The organism is Nocardioides sp. WS12 (genome assembly GCF_014108865.1).
Classification (GTDB): Bacteria; Actinomycetota; Actinomycetes; order Propionibacteriales; family Nocardioidaceae; genus Nocardioides.
In genome coordinates, this window is sequence record NZ_CP053928.1 from 240,397 (window position 1) to 261,366 (window position 20,970).

22 protein-coding genes are annotated in these 20,970 nt (G+C 68.8%); 6 read left to right on the forward strand and 16 right to left on the reverse strand.

The genetic code is table 11. From position 1 onward, the window contains the following. Positions 1-8: 8 nt before the first annotated feature. The 6 genes from HRC28_RS01090 to HRC28_RS01115 form a co-directional block, all read right to left on the reverse strand. Positions 9-959 (reverse strand): hydroxymethylglutaryl-CoA lyase, encoded by a 951-nt coding sequence (locus HRC28_RS01090; protein WP_202033187.1) that lies wholly within the window; start codon positions 957-959, stop codon positions 9-11. Continuing rightward, entirely contained in the window at positions 956-2,194 is a 1,239-nt protein-coding gene (locus HRC28_RS01095) for an acetyl-CoA hydrolase/transferase family protein (RefSeq protein WP_202033188.1), read from the reverse strand. The genes HRC28_RS01090 and HRC28_RS01095 overlap by 4 nt, the downstream gene beginning before the upstream one ends. 16 nt (positions 2,195-2,210) lie before the next feature. Then, entirely contained in the window at positions 2,211-3,383 is a 1,173-nt protein-coding gene (locus tag HRC28_RS01100; RefSeq protein ID WP_182378257.1) for a thiolase family protein, read from the reverse strand. A 1-nt stretch (position 3,384) separates the two neighbouring features. Then, positions 3,385-4,143: an SDR family oxidoreductase gene (locus HRC28_RS01105; protein WP_182378258.1), complete on the reverse strand. Its 759-nt coding sequence runs from the start codon at positions 4,141-4,143 to the stop codon at positions 3,385-3,387. After that, positions 4,143-5,309, reverse strand: a complete 1,167-nt coding sequence (locus HRC28_RS01110; protein WP_182378259.1) for an acyl-CoA dehydrogenase family protein — start codon at positions 5,307-5,309, stop codon at positions 4,143-4,145. The genes HRC28_RS01105 and HRC28_RS01110 overlap by 1 nt, the downstream gene beginning before the upstream one ends. A 90-nt stretch (positions 5,310-5,399) precedes the next feature. After that, positions 5,400-6,509, reverse strand: a complete 1,110-nt coding sequence (locus HRC28_RS01115; protein WP_182378260.1) for an acyl-CoA dehydrogenase family protein — start codon at positions 6,507-6,509, stop codon at positions 5,400-5,402. A gap of 125 nt (positions 6,510-6,634) precedes the next feature. Between HRC28_RS01115 and HRC28_RS01120 the strand changes: the two genes are divergently transcribed. Further along, positions 6,635-7,414 (forward strand): FadR/GntR family transcriptional regulator, encoded by a 780-nt coding sequence (locus tag HRC28_RS01120; protein ID WP_202033189.1) that lies wholly within the window; start codon positions 6,635-6,637, stop codon positions 7,412-7,414. A gap of 4 nt (positions 7,415-7,418) precedes the next feature. Here HRC28_RS01120 and HRC28_RS01125 read toward each other — a convergent pair whose 3' ends face one another. Genes HRC28_RS01125 through HRC28_RS01140 form a run of 4 tightly spaced genes read right to left on the reverse strand, consistent with a single transcriptional unit; the run spans position 7,419 to position 11,328 of the window. After that, positions 7,419-8,072: a CoA transferase subunit B gene (locus tag HRC28_RS01125; RefSeq protein ID WP_182378261.1), complete on the reverse strand. Its 654-nt coding sequence runs from the start codon at positions 8,070-8,072 to the stop codon at positions 7,419-7,421. After that, on the reverse strand, positions 8,072-8,803 hold the full coding sequence (locus HRC28_RS01130; RefSeq protein ID WP_182378262.1) for a CoA transferase subunit A: 732 nt from the start codon (positions 8,801-8,803) through the stop codon (positions 8,072-8,074). Before HRC28_RS01130 ends, HRC28_RS01125 begins: the two co-directional genes overlap by 1 nt. Beyond that, positions 8,800-10,008, reverse strand: coding sequence for an acyl-CoA dehydrogenase family protein (locus tag HRC28_RS01135; RefSeq protein ID WP_182378263.1), 1,209 nt, complete (start codon positions 10,006-10,008; stop codon positions 8,800-8,802). The genes HRC28_RS01130 and HRC28_RS01135 overlap by 4 nt, the downstream gene beginning before the upstream one ends. A gap of 51 nt (positions 10,009-10,059) precedes the next feature. Further along, positions 10,060-11,328, reverse strand: coding sequence for a LuxR C-terminal-related transcriptional regulator (locus HRC28_RS01140; RefSeq protein ID WP_182378264.1), 1,269 nt, complete (start codon positions 11,326-11,328; stop codon positions 10,060-10,062). A gap of 14 nt (positions 11,329-11,342) precedes the next feature. Between HRC28_RS01140 and HRC28_RS01145 the strand changes: the two genes are divergently transcribed. Beyond that, positions 11,343-11,891 (forward strand): TetR/AcrR family transcriptional regulator, encoded by a 549-nt coding sequence (locus HRC28_RS01145; RefSeq protein WP_182378265.1) that lies wholly within the window; start codon positions 11,343-11,345, stop codon positions 11,889-11,891. Here HRC28_RS01145 and HRC28_RS01150 read toward each other — a convergent pair. Continuing rightward, the gene (locus HRC28_RS01150; RefSeq protein WP_182378266.1) at positions 11,888-13,129 is read right to left on the reverse strand and encodes an acyl-CoA dehydrogenase family protein; all 1,242 of its coding nucleotides are present in this window, start codon (positions 13,127-13,129) and stop codon (positions 11,888-11,890) included. The two genes, HRC28_RS01145 and HRC28_RS01150, sit on opposite strands and share 4 nt — an antisense overlap. A 150-nt stretch (positions 13,130-13,279) precedes the next feature. Here HRC28_RS01150 and HRC28_RS01155 point away from each other — a divergent pair, with 150 nt between their 5' ends. Beyond that, positions 13,280-13,732 (forward strand): MaoC family dehydratase, encoded by a 453-nt coding sequence (locus tag HRC28_RS01155; protein WP_182378267.1) that lies wholly within the window; start codon positions 13,280-13,282, stop codon positions 13,730-13,732. Between the two features lie 26 nt (positions 13,733-13,758). Further along, positions 13,759-14,742, forward strand: coding sequence for an NADPH:quinone oxidoreductase family protein (locus tag HRC28_RS01160; RefSeq protein ID WP_182378268.1), 984 nt, complete (start codon positions 13,759-13,761; stop codon positions 14,740-14,742). Here HRC28_RS01160 and HRC28_RS01165 read toward each other — a convergent pair. Beyond that, on the reverse strand, positions 14,729-15,790 hold the full coding sequence (locus tag HRC28_RS01165) for a phosphotransferase family protein (protein WP_182378269.1): 1,062 nt from the start codon (positions 15,788-15,790) through the stop codon (positions 14,729-14,731). The genes HRC28_RS01160 and HRC28_RS01165 overlap by 14 nt on opposite strands. 122 nt (positions 15,791-15,912) lie before the next feature. On the opposite strand from HRC28_RS01165, the gene HRC28_RS01170 reads away from it, so the two are divergent. Continuing rightward, positions 15,913-16,710, forward strand: a complete 798-nt coding sequence (locus tag HRC28_RS01170; protein WP_182378270.1) for a glucose 1-dehydrogenase — start codon at positions 15,913-15,915, stop codon at positions 16,708-16,710. Between the two features lie 9 nt (positions 16,711-16,719). Here the strand turns inward: HRC28_RS01170 and HRC28_RS01175 are convergent, their stop codons facing one another. The 4 genes from HRC28_RS01175 to HRC28_RS01190 all read right to left on the reverse strand — a co-directional run bounded on the left by HRC28_RS01175 (position 16,720) and on the right by HRC28_RS01190 (position 20,629). Next, positions 16,720-17,700 carry an NADPH:quinone oxidoreductase family protein gene (locus tag HRC28_RS01175; RefSeq protein WP_182378271.1) on the reverse strand — a complete coding sequence of 327 codons (981 nt, stop codon included), beginning with the start codon at positions 17,698-17,700 and terminating at the stop codon, positions 16,720-16,722. Beyond that, positions 17,700-18,398 (reverse strand): SDR family NAD(P)-dependent oxidoreductase, encoded by a 699-nt coding sequence (locus tag HRC28_RS01180; RefSeq protein WP_182378272.1) that lies wholly within the window; start codon positions 18,396-18,398, stop codon positions 17,700-17,702. Before HRC28_RS01180 ends, HRC28_RS01175 begins: the two co-directional genes overlap by 1 nt. Next, positions 18,395-19,747, reverse strand: a complete 1,353-nt coding sequence (locus tag HRC28_RS01185) for a helix-turn-helix domain-containing protein (protein ID WP_182378273.1) — start codon at positions 19,745-19,747, stop codon at positions 18,395-18,397. Before HRC28_RS01185 ends, HRC28_RS01180 begins: the two co-directional genes overlap by 4 nt. A gap of 162 nt (positions 19,748-19,909) precedes the next feature. Next, positions 19,910-20,629, reverse strand: a complete 720-nt coding sequence (locus HRC28_RS01190; protein ID WP_182378274.1) for a tyrosine-protein phosphatase — start codon at positions 20,627-20,629, stop codon at positions 19,910-19,912. 202 nt (positions 20,630-20,831) lie between these two features. Between HRC28_RS01190 and HRC28_RS25530 the strand changes: the two genes are divergently transcribed. Then, on the forward strand, positions 20,832-20,966 hold the full coding sequence (locus HRC28_RS25530) for a hypothetical protein (RefSeq protein WP_272902655.1): 135 nt from the start codon (positions 20,832-20,834) through the stop codon (positions 20,964-20,966). The last annotated feature ends 4 nt before the right edge of the window (positions 20,967-20,970 follow it).

Sequence of the window (20,970 nt, forward strand, 5' to 3'; positions counted from 1 at the left end):
TGATGGGTTCAGACGGCCGGGGACCAGATGACCGGCCCGGCGATGATCGAGTGACTGGTGAGCTTGCGGCCGAGAGTGCTCTGGGCATCCCGGGCGGCGTCGATGATGCGCTCGAGGTCGAGCCCCGTGTCGACGCCCATCTCGTGGAACATCGAGACGAGGTCCTCGGTGGCGATGTTGCCGGTCGAGCCGGCCGGCACCGGGCAGCCGCCCAGTTCACCGAAACTGGACTCGAAGCTGCGGCAACCGGCTTCGAGGGCGGCGTACGCGTTGGCGAGGCCCTGCCCGCGGGTGTTGTGGAAGTGCGCGGTGATCTCGACGCCAGGCAGTCGCTCGATGGCGGCGGAGAAGAAACGGTGCGCGTACGCCGGGTTGCACATCCCGGTCGTGTCGCCGAAGCCGATCTCGGTCGCGCCGGACTCGGCGAACTGCTCGGCGAGGTCCAGGACGCGGTCCATGGGCACGGCACCCTCGAAGGGGCAGCCGAACGACGTGGCGATCACGGCGCTGTAGCTGAGGTCCTCCGCGAGGATGCGCTTGCCCATCTGCATCACGTCGTCCATCGTCTCCCGGACGGTCCGGTTGATGTTGCGCTTGTTGTGGGTCTCGCTGGCGCTGACGAAGAGGGCGATCTCCTCGAACAGGTCGCGGTGACCGAGCGCGTTGTCGAGGCCCTTGCTGTTCGGGACCAGCACCATGCGCTGGACGTCGGCGGGGACGTCGATGCCCTGGAGTACGGCGACGCCGTCGGAGAGTTGCGGGATGACGTCGGGCCGCACGAAGCTGGCGACCTCGATCCGCTTGATGCCGGCGCGACCCAGAGCGTTGATGAGCCGAATCTTGTCCTCGGTCGGGATCGTCTCCGGCTCGTTCTGGAAGCCGTCGCGCGGTCCGACCTCGCGGACGTGGACGGTGCGGTTCTCGTCCTCGGCACTGTTGGGGAAGCGGGACATGCTCATCGGTTCTCCTGCTCTGCAAGGCTGCGTTCGAGTTGGTCACGGTGTTGGGGTGCGGCGACCTCGATGAGGCGCAGCGCCCGCTCGGCCACCGTGCAGCCGGTGAGCATGGCGACGCCGTGCTCGGTGACGACGGCGTCGACATCGACGCGGGCCGTCGTGACGACGCCGCTGGCCAGCGTCGGAACGATCGTGGACTGCTCGCGCTCGCCGGAGCCGACCGTCGAGCGCAGCGCGATGATCGACCGCGAACCGGTGAGCGCAGCGGCCCGGCTGAAGTCGACCTGGCCCCCGACCGCACCGATGTGGACTCCGCGCGCGAGTTCGGCACCAACCTGGCCAAGGAGGTCGACCTCGATGGCCGAGTTGATCGAGATCAGGGAACTCAGGCGCGAGAGTACGGCCGGGGAATGCGTGTAGCTCGCGGGCCGGAACTCGACCGGGAAGTCTCCGAGCCGGTTGTAGCCATCAGTGCTGCACAGTGCGGCCCCGGTGACGGCGATGCCAGCGTCGATCTCCTTCTCCTCGCCGGTGATGACGCCCTTCTCGACCAACGTCAGGACCCCGTCGGTGATCATGCCGCTGTGGAAGCCGAGCTTGGCGTGCCCGGCCAGGGCCTCGAGTACGGCGGCGGGCAACGAACCCACGCCGATCTGGAGGGTGGCACCGTCATCGACGATGCCGGCCACGTTCGCGGCGATCGCTCGCTCAACATCGTCTGCGGGCTTCGAGGGAGCTTCGCGCAGCGGACGGTCGGTTTCGATGACCGCGGCGAACACGGACAACGGGAGGCGAGGGCCACCGGTGGTCCGCGGCATCTGATGGTTGATCTCGGCGATGAGGGTGCGCGTGTGGCGCAGCGCATCGGCGACGTACTCGACACCGGTTCCGAGGGTCACCATTCCGGAACTGTCCGGAGGGGAGACCTGGACGAGTCCGACATCGTTGGGCAACTGGCCGGACGCGAACATCCGCGGGATCGCCGAGTAGTGGCACGGTACGACGTCGAGCTGACCCTGCTTGCTGAGGCTGCGCAGTTGCCCCAGGCCGCCGTACGAGACGACCGTGAGCTTCTCCGGCAGGTCGCCCGAGAGTCGCTCGTTCCACGTGAGCCCCGAGAAGGCCCTGATCGGCCCGACGCGGTCCACCGCGTCGAGCACCTGGTTGACGAGGGGTTCGGGCTCGGCGCTGCCTTGCCCCCACCACACCCCGTCACCCGGGTTCAGGAAATCTGCCACGTCGAACATGTCGGCCTCAGACGCGCTGCACGAGAGTCGCTGTGCCGAGGCCGCCGCCGCAGCACATCGTGACGAGACCGATCTCCACGTCGCGACGCTCCATCTCCGCCAGCAACGTGGCGAAGAGCCGCGAGCCGGACGCACCCACCGGGTGGCCCAGGGCGATCGCACCGCCGTTGACGTTGACCTTGTCCATGTCCGGCTTGAGCTCGCGCTCCCAGGCGAGCACGACCGAGCTGAAGGCCTCGTTGATCTCGACGAGGTCGATGTCGTCCATCGTCATGTTGTTGCGCTCGAGAAGCTTGCGGGTCGCCGGGATCGGACCGGTCAGCATGATGAGCGGGTCGACGCCGACCGTGGTCTGGTCGAGGATCCGGGCGCGCTTGGTGAAACCGTGCCGCGCGACCGCCTCGTCCGAGGCCAGCAGTACGCCGGCGGCGCCGTCGGTCAGCGGCGAGGAGGAACCCGCAGTGACAGCGCCGACCTCCGGCCGGAAGATCGTCTTCAGTCCGGCCAGGCTCTCCACGCTGGTGCCCGGTCGGACACTCTGGTCACTGGTGCGCACCGCGCCGTCCAGCTCCATCGGGATCAGCTCGCGCTCGAACCGGCCGGCCTCGATGGCAGCTGCGGCCAGCGCATGCGAACGGACGGCGTACTCGTCCATCTCGAGGCGGCTGATCCCCCACTGATCGGCGATCCGCTCGGCACTCTCGCCCATGGCCGGGAAGTCGTAGAGGGCCTTGAGCTCGGCGGGCCAGGCGGCGCCGTAGAGCTCCTCGATCTTGACGACCGCGTCCATCGGGATGTGTCCCATGTTCTCGACGCCGCCGGCGAGGACGATGTCGTGGGTGCCGGACGCGATCAGTGCCGCGGCCATCTCGACGGCCGTCTGGGCCGAGCCACAGCGGCGGTCCAGGACGGTCGCCGGAACCTCGGCGGGATAGCCCGCCTGGAGCCAGGCGTTGCGACCGACGTTGCGGGACTGCTCGCCGAAGGGGGCGGTGCAACCGATCAGCAGGTCCTCGACGGCGGCGGGCGCGAGGCCGGTCGACTCGAGCAGCGCGGTGTAGACCGTGCCGAGCATGACGTTGGGGTGCACGTCGCGGAACCAGCCGCGGTCAGGGTGCGCGCGCCCCATGGGGGTGCGCAGGGCTTCGACGATCCAGGCGTCGCGTCCGGTCAGCGGCATGTCAGATCACCGTCCCGCCGTCGACGGCCAGCACCTGGCCGGTGATGTACGACGCCGCGTCGGAGGCGAAGAACACGAAGGTCGACGCGATCTCGTCGGGATCGGCCCAGCGACCGAGCGGGATCCGCGCAAGCGTCATCTCGGCGAGCTTCTCGTTGCTGCGGATGTTCTCGGTCATGTTCGTGGCCGCGAGCGGCGCGATGGCGTTGACCGTGATCTGCTTGCGGGCCAACTCCTTCGCCAACGACTTGGTGACGCCGATGATCGCGGACTTGGCTGCGCTGTAGTTGACCTGGCCAATCGTCCCGACGAGGCCAGCGGCCGACGTGACGTTGATGATCCGGCCGGTGCCATCGGTCGCCAGGAACGGCAGCGCCGCCTGACTGACCGTGAAGGCGCCACCCAGGTGGACACCGACGACGAAGTCGAACGCGTCCCGGTCCATCTTGGCGAACATCGCGGGCGCGATCGCGCCCGCATTGTTCACGACGATGTGCAGCGTTCCGCCAGCCATGTTCGCGGCCTGCTGAGCGGCCGCGGCCGCACCCTCGGCATCACGGACGTCGAGCGCAGCCGACTCGGCACGGCCACCGGCGGCAACGATCTCGGCGGCCACCGCAGCGGCCGAGTCCTTGTCGAGGTCCGTCACCATCACGGCTGCGCCCGCGCGGGCGTAGGCCTTCGCGACAGCTGCACCGATGCCGTTGCCGGCGCCGGTGAGGAGTGCGGAGCGACCGGTCAGGTCGAAGGGGCTGGTCATCAGTAGCTCCTGGGAAGGCCGAGGACGTGCTCGCCGAGGTAGTTGAGGATCATCTCCTGCGAGATCGGGGCGATCCGGGTCAAGCGGGCCTCGCGGAAGTAGCGAGCGACGTGGTACTCCTCGGAGTACCCCATGCCCCCGTGGGTCTGCAGCGCGCGGTCGGCGGCATCGAAGCCGGCGTCGGCGCAGAGGTACTTGGCCATGTTGGCCTCGCGGGCGCAGGGCATGCCGTTGTCGTAGAGCCAGGTCGCCTTGCGCAGGATGAGTTCCGCAGCGTCGAGTCGGGCCAGCGAGTCGGCCAGCGGGAACTGGATGCCCTGGTTCTTGCCGATCGGACGACCGAAGACCTCGCGCTCATTGGCGTAGCGGACGGCACGACGGAGAGCCGCCCGGCCGATGCCGAGCGCCTCGGCGGCGACGAGCATCCGCTCGGGGTTGAGGCCGTCGAGGATGTACTTGAAGCCCTGGCCCTCCTCGCCGATCCGGTGCTCCTCGGGGATCCGGAGGTCGTCGATGAAGAGCTCGTTGGACGTGACGGCGTTGCGGCCCATCTTCGCGATCGGCCGGATGTCGACGTGCGCGCGGTCGAGGTCGGTGAAGAAGAGGGTCAGGCCATCGGTCTTCTTCGGGGAGTCGTCGAACTTCGCGGTCCGGGTCAGGAGCAGGATCTTCTCCGACTCCATGGCCTTCGAGATCCAGACCTTGCGGCCGTTGACGACGTAGTCGGAGCCGTCACGCTTGGCGAAGGTGGTGATCCGCGTGGTGTCGAGACCAGCACCGGGCTCCGTCACACCGAAGCAGACGTGCAGGTCGCCATTGACGATCCGCGGAAGGTTCTCCTTCTTCATCTCCTCCGAGCCGTGCACGATCACCGGGTGCATCCCGAAGATCGACAGGTGCATCGAGCTGGCGCCGTTCATGCCGGCACCGGAGGCCGCCACTTCCTCGAGCAGGAGCGAGGCCTCGGTGATGCCGAAGCCGTGGCCGCCGTACTCCTCGGGCGTGGTGATGCCGAGCCATCCGCCCTCGGCGAAGGCGTTGTAGAACTCGGTCGGGAACTCGTGGTTGGAGTCCTTCTCGAACCAGTACTGGTCGTCGAACTTGCCAGCAAGGTCAGCGACGGCCTTGCGGATGGTCTGCTGGTCGTCGTTGAGATCGAAATCCACGGTGGTTCCCGTCCTGATCGGAGATGAAGGGAGCCGGATCGTCCGGCTGAAGACTTATGGCTTGACTATAACAAATGGTAAGACCAATAACTAGCCATCGTGGCCATGGTCGGAGACCAGGTCAAGACCGTCGGCAATGCGCTCGTTCCATGCCTCGACCGGCCCGAAGAGCTCCTGGTCGAGCCGGGCCCGTTTGTAGAACAGGTGGAGGTCGTGCTCCCACGTGTAGCCGATCGCGCCGTGCATGGTCAGCGCCGAGTCGGCGGCCCGTCCGGCCGCAGCCGTGACCTGCGCCTTGACGGCAGCCGCGTGCAGGCCGCAGTCCGGGAACTGCCCGTCGACCGACGCCGCCGCGTAGTAGACGCCCGACCGGCCGGCTTCGAGGTCGACCAGAATCGTGGCCGCCGCGTGCTTCACCGCCTGGAACGAACCGATCGGTACGCCGAACTGTTGCCGCTGGCCGCTGTACTCGACCGCCAGGTCGAGCATCCGCTGCATCGCACCGAGCGCGTCGGCGGCCGTCACGACAGCAGCGATCTCGGTGATGCGTGCGAGCGCGACTGCCGGGTCGACGTCGAGAACCTCACCGGGCGCACCGTCGAAGCGGACATCAGCCACCGAACGCGACCGGTCGAGGAGGAGGTGGGGGGTCAGCGTCACGGCGGGGTCGCCTGCGGCGACGACATGAAGCCTCGCGGCGTCGCCCTCACCCGCGAGGACCACGAGCACACCGGCCCGATCGGCGCCGAGCACGCGCGGAACGACCCCGCTGATCCGGCCATCAGCGTCAACCACCAGGCAGGGCGCGGCATCCGGGAGGCACTCAGCGGCGACCACCACAGCGGCGTGCCCGCCCTCGAGTGCGGCCTTCACCAGATCGGGACGACCCTGGAGCGCGGGAACCGCAAGGGTGGTCGCCAGCCAGCCCGCGCTGGGCGCGGCGACGCGAGCGAGTTCCTCGGCAGTGATGGCGAGTTCGACGAGCCCGCCGCCCTGCCCACCGAGCTCCTCAGCGACGCCGACACCGGACATTCCGTCACCGACGAAACGCTCCTCGAAGGCGGACGGATCGGCCACACCGTTCTCGACACCCTCGACACCCAGCCAGGCGCGCACCTGGGCAGATCCGGCGATGTCGCCGAGCCAGCCGCGAAGCGCCTCGCGGTAGGCCTCCTGCTCCTCAGAGAACTTCCACTGCATGGCGCTGCCTTTCCACTGTGCAATCGTCCAGCGCGGACAGCCCGGCGCTGCGCGCCGTGAACGTCCGAACTGTTAGTTTGGGTATGACCAATGAAGCGGACGGGTCCGCAAAAGAACGGTAGGAAATGACTGATTCCACGAGCGCCCCCAAGACGTCCGGCAGCGTCCGAGCTGCGGTCCAGCTCTCGCCCATGCAAGTTCCGAAGGCGTCCGACGTGCTCGCCGACGACTTGCGCGAGCGCATCCTGCGCGGCGACTTCCCTGAGGGAACCGCGCTTCCGCCCGAGCGAGAGCTCGTCGCACAGACCCGGATGAGCCGTACGACGGTGCGCGAGGCACTGCGCATCCTCGAGGTCCAGGGGCTGGTGCAGATCCGCACCGGTCGTTCCGGCGGTGCCTTCGTCAAGCGGCCCGGCGAGGAGTCGATCGCCAGCACGGTCAGCCTGCTCATCCGCGGGCGACAGGTGCGGCTCGCCGCCCTGCTCGAGACCCGTGAGGCCGTCGAACCCGCCTGCGCACAGCTCGCCGCGAAGTACCGGACCGACGCCGACCTCGATGCACTCGACCGCGCCAACGACGCCATCAAGCTCGAGGGTCCGCTCGCGGAGTTCCTCCAGGCCAACGTCGACTGGCACGTGGCCGTCGCCGTCGCCTCGCACAACGAATTGCTGACCGGCTTCATGGGCGCCTTGTCGCGGGCCATCTACGCCGCCACCGACAACCAGGGCTTCATCAACACCGAGGTCCGCAAGACCACGCAGCAGGCGCACCGAAGCATCACCGAGGCAATCCGCAAGCGCGACGCGACCGCCGCCGGTCGCCGAATGACCCGACACGTCCACGAGTACGCCTCCGCAGTCCTCGAGGTCGAGGAACGCACCGAGATCGAGGTCCCCGGGGACTGAGCGGTCATGTCAGGCCCGGGCCGATCGCGAACGCGGCCTGGGTCTTCGACGTGAGCTCGTCGAGCGATACGCCGGGCGCGATCTCCAGGAGAGTCGCACCGGTGCCGCCACGGCGATCGATCTCGAACACCCCGAGGTCGGTGATCAACATGTCGACCACGCCCTTGCCGGTCAGCGGCAGGGAGCACTCCGGCTTGAACTTGGACTCGCCGGTCTTGTCGCAGTGGTCCATCACGACCACGATGCGGCGCACCCCGGCGACCAGGTCCATCGCGCCGCCCATGCCCTTGATCATCTTGCCGGGCACCATCCAGTTCGCGAGGTCCCCGTTCTGGGAGACCTCCATGCCGCCGAGGATCGACAGGTGGACGTGGCCGCCGCGGATCATCGCGAACGAGTCCGCACTGGAGAAGTAGCTCGAACCCGGCAGGTCGGTGATGGTCTGCTTGCCGGCGTTGATCAGGTCGGGGTCCAGTTCGCCTTCGTAGGGGAAGGGGCCGATGCCGAGCAGGCCGTTCTCCGACTGCAGGGTCACGGTCATGCCCTCGGGCACCATGTTGCCCACCAGCGTCGGGATCCCGATGCCGAGGTTCACGTAGTAACCGTCGCGCAGCTCGCGGGCGGCACGCTCAGCCATCTCGTCACGGTTCCAGGCCATTACACGTTCTCCTTCGCGGTGCGCGGACGCGTCGTCGGACGCTCGATGTGCTTCTCCGGGCCGGTCGACAACACGATGCGGTCCACGAAGATGCCGGGCGTGTGCACGGAGTCGGGATCGATCGAACCCACCGGGACGATCTCCTCGACCTCGGCGATGGTCAGGCGTCCTGCGGTCGCGATCATCGGATTGAAGTTGCGTGCCGTCTTGCGATAGACGAGGTTGCCCTCGGTGTCGGCCTTCCAGGCCTTCACCAGCGAGACGTCAGCCGTCAGGCCGGTCTCCATGACGTACCAGTCGAGAGTGCCGTCCGGGTTCGGGAACTGCCGCGTCTCCTTGCCGTCGGCGATGATCGTGCCGTAGCCGGTGCGGGTGAAGAACGCGGGAATGCCCGCACCACCGGCACGCAGGCGCTCGGCCAGGGTGCCCTGCGGGTTGAACTCGATGTCGATCTCGTTGCTCATGAAGGCCTCGGCGAGGATCTTGTTGTCGCCGGCGAAGGAGAGGATGACCTTCGCGATCTGACCGTTCGCGAGGACGTGCCACATCCCGTGGTCGTCGCACCCGACGTTGTTCCCGATGACCGTGAGGCCCTGGGCGTTCGAGTCACGCAGCGCCATGACGAGGTCGACCGGAACACCGCACAGGCCGAACCCACCGGCCGCGACCACCATGCCGTCCCGCACCTGGTCGGACAGCGCCTCGGCGGCGCTCGTGAAGATCTTCGTCATGTTGCGGCTCCTGCTCGGGGCATGCCGAGGATCCGCTCGGCGGCGATGTTGCGCTGGATGTAGGTGGAGCCGCCCGCGATGGCGGTGCCGCGGCCCTGGTTGGCCAGCCGCAGCCAGGCCCGGCTCGCGGCGAGTTCGCCGTCGTCCTCGGACAGGTCGAACTGGCCGCCGAGGGGCGCCAACGACAGCCGGAAGTCGGCGATGTCCTCGACGAGCGGGCAGAAGTAAAGCTTCCCGATCGAGGTCACCGGGCCAGGAGGCGCTCCGGCGGCCGCACCGGTGACGACCCGCTGGCTGATCGTCTTGTGGATCAGGGCCCGCGACCACAGGTCCGCGACCTTCTGGCGCACCTTCGGGTCCGCGCCCAACGGTCGACCGGCAGCATCCTGCATGCCACGGATGTCCGCGACGATGTCCGTGACGGCCTTGGTGGTGTTGACCCGACCGGTCGCGATGGCCACGCGCTCGAACGCAAGGGTGCCCATGGTGACCTTCCAGCCACCATCGACCTCGCCGACGACGTACTCATCAGGGACGAAGACGTCATCGAGGAAGACTTCGTTGAACTCGGCCTCGCCGAGCATGTGCTGCAGCGGCCGGACGGTGACGCCCTCGGACTCCATCGGCAGCAGGAAGAACGTGATGCCCTTGTGCCGCGCCTTACCCGGGTCGTTGCCGCCCGTGCGGGCGAGCAGGATGGCATGGGCTGCGATCTGCGCCCGGCTGGTCCAGATCTTCTGACCGCTGATGCGCCAGCCGCCGTCGACCTTGACGGCCTTGGTGCGCAGGCTGGCGAGGTCCGAACCGGCACCGGGCTCGGAGAAGAGCTGGCACCAGATCTCCTCGCCGGTGAGGATCGGCTTCAGCAACCGCGCCTTCTGCTCGTCGGTGCCGAAGTGGGCGATCGTCGGACCGCAGAAGTCCTCGCCGATGATGTTGAGACGCTCCGGTGCGCCGGCGAGGTCGCACTCCTCGCCGAAGATGGCGCGCAGCCGCTCGTCCAGCCCCTGACCGCCGTACTCCCGGGGCCAGGTGAGGCCGGCCAGGTCCGCCTCGCACAGCATCTGCTGCCACTGGCGCCAGAACGGGACCTTCTCCTCCAGGCCAGGCGGCTCCGGCCACGCCAGTTGGGGGAGCGCCTCGGCGAGCCAGGCGCGCACGCGGGCGCGGAAGGCTGCCTCATCGGGGGCGTCAGCGAGATCCATGGTACCGACATTACAATGGTCAGACCGAATAGGCAATGGCTCTCGGGCTCGTCAGTCCTCGCGTGCGCCGATCGTCAGGCGGAGGTATTGAGAGATCGCTTCGGCGCGGTTCTCGACGCGCAGCTTGCGCAGGATCTGCTTGACGTGGGACTTCACGGTGCCGGTCGCAATGACCAGTCGCTGCGCGATCCGCTCGTTGGTCGCGCCCGTCGCCATCAGCGTCAGGACCTCGAACTCACGGCTGGTCAGAACCCGCTCGATGGCCCGCGGCCGCTCGATCCCCGCAGGCTGCGCTGGGCGGCTCACACCGATGGCCGTCTGATCGCGGCGGGTCAGGTCGATGGTGCTGGTCGCCAGTTCGTCGAGCACCGCGTCGACCGCATGCATGGCCGCCATCACCTGAGCCCGCTGTTCGCGGAGCCGCGCCAGAAGGACCGCACGTTCGAAGACCTGCGCGAACCCGATGGCGAAGAACCACAGGATGTCGCGGTCGAGCTCGACCACCTCGGCCGCCTGGTTGTCGGCGTGCAGCAGACCGATCACCCGGTCCCCCGACAGGATCGGCGCGACGACGTACGACGTCAGGCCCGATGCCTCCGCCATCGGGGCGTAGACGCGGGCGTCGTCGTCAGCACGCAACACGATCGCGGGCTCGCGGCGCCGAACGAGTTCGCTCTCGAGCAGCATGTGAGACAGCCGGATCCCCGGGAGCTGACGAATCCAGTCGCCGAACGCGCGCTCGGTCTCACCCATCGTGGTGGCGTGGCTGCGCCACGGCCGCCAGGTCTCCTCATCGACCCGCGAGAGCATCACCCGGTCGAAGCCGCCCGCCTCCGCGGCCACCTCGCAGGCCATCTCCAGCAACTCGTCCTGGTCGGTGACGGTCCGCAGGCGGCGCAGACCACGGTCGAGTTGGTCCAGCCGGCGCAAGCGCTCGTGACCGAGATGGTCGTGGATGGCGAACCGCACGGTGTGGATCTCGTGGAGCACCCGGCTCACCTCGACCACTTGGTCGGGTCGGTGCTCCCGGCCCTGGTCCAGCAGACACTCCCGCATCAGACCGCCGAGGATCGCCAACTGCCCGTCGACGATCCGGATTGCGTCGGACGGGGTCTGCTCGATCTCGTCGGCGTCCTCGAGTTCGTCCAGCATGTCGAGAGTGCGGAGCAGGTCGACCGCGGCCCGGTGGGCCTGCCCTGCCTGTGCGACGAGCTCGGCCCGCCGACGCGCCGATGCGGCGCTGCCCGACTCCATCACTCCACCTGTCCGTCGACGCCGTCGGCCGCCGACCGTTGTCGTGAACGATCGTTCCGCCACCATGATAGTCTCCTTTCGTGCCGCGTGACCGCCGGATTCTCGACACCGCCGCAACGGCCTTCCACGAGAAGGGCTTCCACGGCGTCGGCATGGACGAACTGGGCCGACGGGCCGGCCTGAGCGGGCCGTCGCTCTACCGCTACTTCGCCGGCAAGGACGAGATCCTCGCGACCTTGTTGAACGAGGCGATGGACGAGCTCCTCGGCGCGACCCGCCAGGTCGATGACGACCCGGTGGCCGACCTGCACCGCGCCCTGCGGCACCACGTCGACTTCGCGCTGGCGAACCGGCAGCTGGTCACGCTCTACCAGCGCGAGGTCCGCTCGCTCGTCGAGCCGTGGTCAAAGAAGTTCAACCGGCGCCGTGCGGAGTACTCCCGGAGCTGGGAAGCCCTGGTGGCCCGCGCGCACCCCGACCTCGACGAGTCCGCCGTCGCCGTGACCACGCAGAGCTGGCTGGGCATGGTCTTCTCGGTGGCCACCTGGCCCGAGCGGGTGCTGTCCACCCCGCAGGTGGCCGACCGGATCCTCGGCCTGCTCACCGGCGGGACCGACGGCACTCGCTAGCTCTTCGAGCGGAAGTCCCACATCCCGGCCGCGATACGCCGGTACTGCAACTCGTCGGAGCCCTCGGTGATCCGGTAACGGCGGTGGTGCCGATAGATGTGCTCGAACGGGTGGTGCCGGCTGTAGCCGACGCCGCCGTGGATCTGCATCGCGCGATCGGCGGCGTCGCAGGCCAGCCGGTTGCCCCGCACGTTGACCATGGAGACCTTGTCACTGACAGCAGTCTTGCCGTGGACGTCCATCTCCCAAGCGGTCTTCATGATGGTGTTGCGCACCAACTCCGCCTCGGTCTGCAGTTCGACCAACTGCCACTGGAGCCCCTGGTAGTCCCTCATCTGCTGGCCGAAGAGCGTGCGTTCCTCGGTGTACTCGACCGACCGGTCGATGCAGAACTGGGCAGCGCCCAGCGAGCTCGCCGCCTGCCGGATCCGGTTCTCGTGGACGAACAGTTGTGCGCAGTCCAGGCCACGTCCCTCCTCGCCGATCATGGCCGACGCCGGTACGCGGACGCCGTTCAACCTCACCTCGGCGTGATCGGTCGGCATGTTGAAGGTCCACCAGTAGAACGGGACCTCGAAGCCCTCGGCATTCGTCGGGACGAGGAAGGCCGAAATGCCCTCCGCCTTGCCGTCGTCGCCACCGGTCCGCGCGAAGACGAGATCCACCTCGGAGACGTCGACGACGCTGTTCCAGCGCTTTGCTCCGGTGATGATCCAGTCGTCACCGTCACGAACTGCGCGGGTCTCCAGCCAGGTGGCATCGCTGCCGTGGTCGGGTTCGGTCAGCCCGAACGCCATCTCCATGTCGCCCGACACCAGGCGCTCGAGGTACTGCTCCTTCTGCTCGGGCGTTCCGTACTCGTGCAGCACGAGCGCGAGCGGGACGTTGGCGACCATCGATGCCTCATGGCTCAACTCCGCGTGCAAACCGGGGCCGCGCCGGGCAAGGTGCTCGCGGATCAAGGCCATGGCGACGTTCGAACCGTCCTGGCCGCCCAACTCCTTCGGCAACGGGTAACGGTAGAAGCCGGCCTCGTCGGCGAGCACCCGGGCTTCGTGCATGATTTCGCGCCACCGGCGGGTCGGGATGCCGCCCCGCTCGACGTCGGTACGAGTGAACTCGCGGGTGTGATCGAAGTGCTCGGGGTTGGCCTCCTCGATCGGCTTGATCTTCGTGTCGATGAAGTCATCGAGGTCGGCGATGAACGTCGTGACGTCCTCGGGGATCGACCAGTCCATGGGTGTACTCCCTGCTGTGGTTCGCGGACCGCCGACGCTAGGCCGGAAATCCGGGACCGGCGCCAGAGCTCGACGGGGCCGGTGTGGGGATCTCCACCACCTTCATCCGGTCCCTTCGCACGGAAGCGCCCGGCCGACGACGATGCGGACATGAGGATTCTCAGCAGCGTGGACGAACTCCGTGCCCTCGTGGGCGAACGGCTGGGCACCAGCTCCTGGCACGACATCACGCAGGAACGGATCCAGGCATTCGCGGATGCGACCGAGGACTGGGAACGGATCCACGTGGACCCCGAGCGAGCGGCAGCCAGCCCCTTCGGCGTGACCATCGCCCACGGCCTCTTCACGCTCTCGCTGGGCCCGAAGTTCCAGTACGAGATCTTCGAGATGAACGGTCATTCGCTCGCCCTGAACTACGGCTACGAGAAGGTCCGCTGGATCACGCCGGTCAAGGTCGGCTCGCGCCTGCGGATGACCCAGGACCTGCTCGCGGTAGAGCCGCTCGACGGCGGATCGAACTTCCGGACCCGCCTGACCTTCGAGATCGAAGGCGAGGAACGACCGGCGTGTGTCGCCGAGTCGCTCTTCGCCTACTTCGACTGATCACCCCACCCCAAGGAGAGAACACCGTGCGCGCTGTCGTCGTCGAGACCCTGGCCGGACCCCGCTCCGCCGCCGTTCGCGAGATTCCCGCCCCGAAGGGTGCGCACCGTCGCGCCGCCGGGCGACGGCTGCTGGTCGACGTGCACGCCGTCGGGTTGTCGTTCATCGACCCGCTGCAGACCTGGGGCAAATACCAGGGCGGTGTCGAGGCGCCGTACGTCTGCGGCTCGGAGATCTCGGGCCAGGTGGTCGAGGCTCCGGAGGACTCGTGGGTGAAGGTCGGCGACCGCGTCGCCGGCATCGTCTGGCAGGGCGCGATGGCCGAGCAGGCGCTCGCCATCGACGACTTCCTGATCAGGATTCCGGACTCGATGTCCTACGCCGAGGGTGCTGGAATCTACATGAACTACGCGACGGCCTGGTACGCCCTGGACCGCGCCGGCGCCCAGTCCGGCGAGACCGTCCTCGTCACCGGTGCTGCCGGAGGCGTCGGCACCTGCGTGCTCGACCTCGGCGAGGCGTTCGGCGTCTCGACCATCGCCCTGGTCTCCAGCGACGCCAAGGAGAAGGTGGCCCGCGACGCCGGCGCCACGCACGTCGTCCGCTCCGACGGGGACTGGCTGGCCGAGGTCCGTGAGCTGACCGGCGGGCGCGGTGTGGAGGTCTTCGTCGACATGGTGGGCGGCGACGGCTTCCTGGACACGGTTCGATCGCTGCGGATCGGCGGCCGCGGTGTCATCGTCGGCTTCGCGGGCGGCAGCATCCCGGAACTGAAGATGAACCGGCTGCTGCTGCGCAACCTCACCCTCACCGGCATCACCATGGACGTCATGGAGACCGAGCACCCCGGCACCCTGGCGCGAGTACGACGCGGCGTGCAGGAGCTGCTCGACGCGGGCCGCCTCACGCCAGCCATCGGCGCCGTCTATCCGATGGACCGGGCAGCGGATGCGTTGACGTCACTCGACGAGCGGACCGCGGTCGGCAAGGTCGTTGTCACAGTTCGTTGAGGGCCTGGTGGCCGGCCTCGAGGACGGCGTCGAGGTGGCGAGCAGCGACGGCGATCTTCGGATCCGGGGCGTCGCGCTTGCGCTCGCGCTTGTGGATGACCGCGATCGTCGACGCCGTCTTGTAGTAGCAGACCGCCAGGAACCAGGCGAGGTCCTGCTCCATGTTGGCGAGATCGTCAGGGGTACCGCCATGGGCGGCCCGCGCGGCGAGGTAGGCACCCACGAGGTCGTCGCGCGTGGGCATCAGAGTGCCCACAGCAAGGTCACCCAGCGAGCGGTGCTCGTGGAAGACCTGGGCGGGAGCGAGGTGCATCAGCAACCAGGCGAGGTCGGCACGTGGGTCGCCGATCGACCAGATCTCCCAGTCGATGACGGCCGTGAGATCAGCGCCGCTGAAGAGCATGTTGGCCACCCGGTAGTCGCCGTGGAGCAGCCGGGGAGCGACGCCGGCGGGGATCCGCTCGGCAAGCCGGTCGGAGAGCTTCTCGTGCCCGGGCGCGATGTCGGGGTCCACGGTCGCGAACAACCGCTGCCACCGCTCGAGCTCCTCGCCAACCGGGGAGACCGGTTCGTCGGCGAGCCCCAGCGCACCAGGAGATTCGGCCTGCATGCGACCCAGCGCATGGGCCGCCGCGAGCATCCGGTCGCGGGCGACCTCCGCGGTCGGAGGCGTCGCCGAGACGTCGAGCAACGGCTCGTAGGAGTCCCCCGCGCACAGCTCCATTGCGAACAACGGGGGCACCTCCGGCGGCCTGCCCGCGTCCTCGAAGAGAACCTCGGGCACGGGAAACGCGGGCAGTTCGTCGAGCCGGCGCAGGACGCGTGCCTGGCGCAGGACATCCCGGTTGCGCACCGGCGGCAGCCCGGCGGGCGCGACCTTCAGCACCACCGGGCGCTCGCTCCCTGCACGGATCAGCGTGGAGGCGAAGGTCAGGCTGGACACCCCGCCCTCGAGGACCCGGCCGCCTTCCAGACGCGCGTCGGGCCAGGTGCGCCGAGCGACCGTGGAAGCGCGGTGGACGAGGGCATCGAGATCGTTGTCCTGCATCCCACCACTCTGTGACGGCCCGACGGCCGCAACAACGGCGGCACGGATTCCGGATGGAGAGGCCCACAGCGCGCCACCGATCGACGGTCGTTCAGCGGCGCCGGGGCGAGTAGAACCGGTTCATGGACAACCCCACCCCCGGTCAGTACGACGGCGCCGCCTGGCCGAGCCGCTTCCGGCTGGACGGCAAGGTCGCCGTCGTGACGGGCGCCTCCAGCGGGCTCGGTGTCGCGATCGCCCAGGGCCTGGCGGCCGCCGGAGCAGATGTCGCCATCGGCGCACGTCGGCTCACGATGCTCGACGAGACCCGGGCATTGGTCGAGGGTCTGGGACGCCGCTGCATCGCGGTGGAGACGGACGTGACGAAGGTCGAGGACTGCGACCGCCTCGTCGCTGCGGCCGTCCGGGAGCTCGGCGGCTGCGACGTCCTCGTCAACAACGCCGGCATCGGCGGGGACTACAACCCTGCGACAGACGATCCTCCCGAGCACTTCCGCAACGTGGTCGACGTCAACCTGTTCGGCTCCTACTGGATGGCTCAGGCCGCCGGACGAGTGATGCGGCCAGGCAGCTCCGTCGTGAACCTGTCCAGCGTGATGGCCGTGACGACCGCGAAGATGCCCGCCGCCGGCTACAGCGCGGCGAAAGCCGGCGTCCTCGGCATGACCCGTGACCTCGCCGCACAGTGGGGCAGCCGCGGGATCCGGGTCAACGCGATCCTGCCCGGAGTGTTCCTCACCGAGGCGACGGCCCACTACAGCCCCCGCTACCAGCAGAAGATCATCGACGCCCGCGTCCCGGCAGGACGGCTGGGCGACCCGGTCGAGATCGCGAGTACGACGGTCTTCCTCGCCAGCGACGCCGCGGCCTACATCACCGGCGCCAGCATCCCGGTTGACGGCGGCGTCCTGCTGCTGTGAGCCGAGCCCTCACAGTTCGATGACGACCTTGCCGTGGGCCTCACGACGGTCGAGGATGCCCAGCGCATCGGCGCCCTCGGCGAACGGCAGGCGATGGCCGACGTACGGACGGACGGAACCGTCGAGTGCTGCGGCCTCGAGCCCGGCAATCAGGTCGGGGCCGTAGCCGGGGAAGCGCTGCTGCCACGGATCCAGAGCGACCCCGACGACACTGAGGTTGCGCAGCAGTAACCGGTTGACCTTCACCTCCGGGATCGAGCCCTCGGCGAAGCCGACCACCATCAGGCGCCCGCCTACGTCCAGCGCGCGCAGGGAGTCGGTGAAGCGGTCGCCACCAACCGGGTCGACCACCACGTCGACGCCACCGTGAGCGTGCTCCCGGGCCAGGTCCGACCACGCTTCGTCGGTCCGGAGTACGACGTCTGCCCCGCAGGCGCGAGCGACTTCTTCCTTCTCGTCCGACGAGACCACGGCAATGGCCGGCTTCGCGCGGCCCCGGAGGAGATCGAGGGTGGCGGTGCCGACACCGCCCGCAGCGCCGTGCACGAGGACCGACTCCCCGTCCTCGAAGCCAGCGCGGTGGAGGGTGAACCAGGCTGTTGCGTAGTTGAGGAAGAAGGCGGCACCCTCGGCCCACGAGAGGGCCTCCGGGATCCGCACGGTGTAGCGCGGAATCGCGAGCACCCGCTCGGCAGCGGCGCCCCAGACGCAGAAGCCGGCCACCCGGTCGCCGGGACGGAAGCGAGAGTCCACTGGCGCCTCGATCACGACGCCGGCGTACTCACCACCGGTGACGTACGGCACCGGCATCCCGTGCTGATACGCGCCCCGGCTCTGCAGAAGGTCGGGGAAGGAGACCGCGGCAGCCCGCACCTCGACCAGGAGTCGCTCCCCGTCGGCCCAGGCGTGCGCTCCCGCCGGTTCGGGCAGATCGTCGACCAGGGCAACGGCGCCGGGCCCCGTGGTCTCCCGGACGACCAGCCCGCGCATCAGCGGCGGGCCACCGAGGAGGTGACCGACCGGGTGTTCAGTTCGTCGCCGCCGTCGACTGTCATCAACTGGCCGGTGACCATGCCCGACGTCTCGCTGGCGAAGAACGCCACCCCGTTCGCGATGTCGTCGGGCGCAACGAAGCCGTTGGGCAGGCTCTCCAGCCACGCGTCCTTGACGTCCTCGGGCATGCCGAGAATGCCGGAGGAGGCGGTCATGCCCGGCAGCACGCAGTTGGCGGTGACGCCGGTGCGGACGTTCTCGGCAGCGACGGTCTTGACCATCCCGATCAGTCCTGCCTTGGAGGTGGCATAGGAGACCTGCGCGGGCATGCCCTGCGTTCCCGACGTGCTGGAGATGACGACGATCCGGCCGTAGCCGCGATCGCGCATCCCGCGCAGGCACTGCTGGAGCACGCGGAAGGTGCCGGTGAGGTTGATGTCGAGATCGAGTTGCCACTTGTCGAGCGAGAAGTTGTGCGCCGAGCCGAACAGCGTCGTGATGGCGGCATTGCCGACGTACACGTCGATCTCGCCGAAGTCGGGGAGCTCGTCGCGCGCGATGTCGACCTGCCAGGTGCAGCCCGGTTCCTTGTCGAGGGTGACGACCTCGAAGCCGTCGGCTGTCAGTCGGCGAACGATCGCCTGACCGATGCCGCCCTCGCGGCCGGCCCCCGTGACCAGTGCCCGACGCTTCATGCGCTGTCCGCCCCGCGGTCGTCCTTGCTGGTGAAGCCGTGCCGCTCGTCGAACGGCGGGATGGCCGGGTGGCCCTCGAGCCGCAGGACGAGCAGGGCCGTCTGGGCGGAGAGCTGGTCGTTGGCGTCGGAAGCCACGTCCAGTCCGGTGAGGTCGTGCACCTTCGCCAGGCGCAGCCGCACGGTGTTCTCGTGGATCCCCAACCGCGCCGAAGATTCCCGGACGCTGCGCCCGGTGTCGAAGAAGCACTGCAGGGTACGCAGGAGGTCGGCTGTGCCGGGCGCGCCGTCGAGCAGCGCGCCGACGACGTCCTGGACATACCGACGTACGGCGGCGAGGTCGCCGTTCGCGACGAAGAGACGCGCCGGGCCGAGGTCGTCGACCGCGATCACCCGCTCGGAGGCCCGAGCGAAACGGTCGATGCAGAGCACCACCTCGCGGGTCTCCCGATAGGCACGCTGGAGGGCGCTGGCGCGGGTGACGCCGGAGACGCCCACAGTTGCGTCGGGCTCGCCCAGACTGGTCATCAACTGCTTCATGGCCAGTTTGACCTGGTGGACGAAGGCGACCTTGGCCACTCCGTCGGGGGCTTCGATCAGCAGGATCGTGCCCTCGCGGCCGCGGGTGCCGAGCACCTCACCTCCCAGGTCCTGGGCAATCCGTGCGCAGAGGTCTTCCTCGTGGCGCGGAGCCGCTCCGATCGCGTCGGCGATGTAGACGAGGACACGATCGGCGTCGGCGCGCACCCCGAGGTACTCGGCAGCGTCGGCGATGTCGTCATCGCGGGTGTGACCCCGGACCAGCTGGCGGGCCAGGGTGGCGCGGGCATTCCAGGACGCGCGGGCGACACGGCGCTGGACGGCGTACTCACCGGCGAGGTGGAAGGCCGCACGGTTGACCAGCAGCGCCTCCTCCCGGCTGATGCGGCCGGAGACCTCCGCCAGCACCAGCCATGCGAAGAGGCAGTCGTCGCGACGTACCGGCATCAACAGGTGACGCCGCTCGATCCCGTGGGCCGGCTGGGCCGCCACGAGGATCGGGTCGGTCCCGGCCACGTCGACCGGGCCGTGTTGCTCGAGCAACCGGTCGACGTCCGGCGACCGGAAATCGGAGCCACGGACGCGGGCCGAGCGGGAGACGACGCGGCGCTGGGGGTCGATCAGCCAGATCGGGTTCGCCGTGAGATCGGCGACCGTGTGGACCAGCCCGGAGATACCGCCACCCGCCGCCGTCACTGCGGAGAGCCGGAGTTCGAGCGCATGGCGCCGGGTGAGCTCGTCGTGGCGCATCCGCAGGTCGGACACGGGCGGGGCAGACGTGGTGAGCGAACGGTGCGCGGCGACGGTCATGGCCGGGCCTCGCGGAGCGCGCCGGAACGGGCCGGCACCTGTGCCGTTCCAACCTTGAGCGGGGCAGCCATGGATATCTCCCTGTCGACATGCGAGATGACGATCACTTTGCTCTGAGATTAGAATGGTCTGACCGTTTACGCAAGGATGGTGTCGCACCATTCAGCCCTCCAGCATCGCGGCGCGGAACGCAGCGAGCTCCGATTCCTGGACCCCGTGCCGGGCCAGCCACGCTGCGGCACCGCCCGCTTCGGCCAGCCAGGACAGGAAGCCCGCCATGTGCTCGGGCCGCGGATCCTGATCACCGGGAGCGCCGCCGGCCAACATGTCGGCGTACAGGTCAATGCCGAGCAGACGCGTCAGCACCGGCTCGACGCTGGACGCCGACAACACGTAGTCCTCGATGATCGACGCCTCAGGGACATCGAGGACGGACAGCAGCAGAGCCGCCAGCACACCGGTGCGGTCCTTGCCCGCGGCGCAGTGGAAGAGCACGGCGTGGCCGGCGGGACGCATCACCTCACGCACGGCTCCGACGACAGTCTCGGGCCGCTCGGTCAGGTACGCCGGGTAGCGCGCGTGCCACGAGTCCGCGGCTCCGGCCGTCAACGGCCAGCGGTGATAGGCCACCCCGTGGCCCGCCCAGTCCACGCATTCCCGGCTTGCCTCACTCCCCCGTCGCAGGTCGACCACGCTGCGGAGCCCGAGTCCCGTCATGCCGCCCGGGTCGAGATCGGCGAACAGCGGGTAGTCGCTGCGGAAGATCCGGCCCGGCCGGACGATCTGGCCCGACACCGTGCTCATCCCACCGAGGTCGCGCAGGTTGTGCGCTCCCTCGAGGGAGAGGACACGCGGGCTGGGCAACGACGTCTCGGAGGGCACGGAGCCAATCTCCCGCCCAGCGCCTCCGGGCACCACGGGCGCTGCGGCGACCACTGTGGACACCGACAGTGGGCATGGCCTTGAAGGGCGAGTACGCCGAACGGCGGACCTTGTTCACCCCCAGGGGAGTCGTTCGGAGGCGCCCCCGAGCGCACCATCGAAGGGTGCTCACAAGAGCACCTCAACGACAGGAGGGGATGTCATGACATGGCACACCTCGACAACCACGAAGGCTGAACTGCACGACCTCCTCGCCCAGATCCGCCACCAGGGTGGCACGGTGGCCAGCTGTCATCGCTGCACGAACGGACTCGAGATCACCTGGTTCACGCTCTGATTTC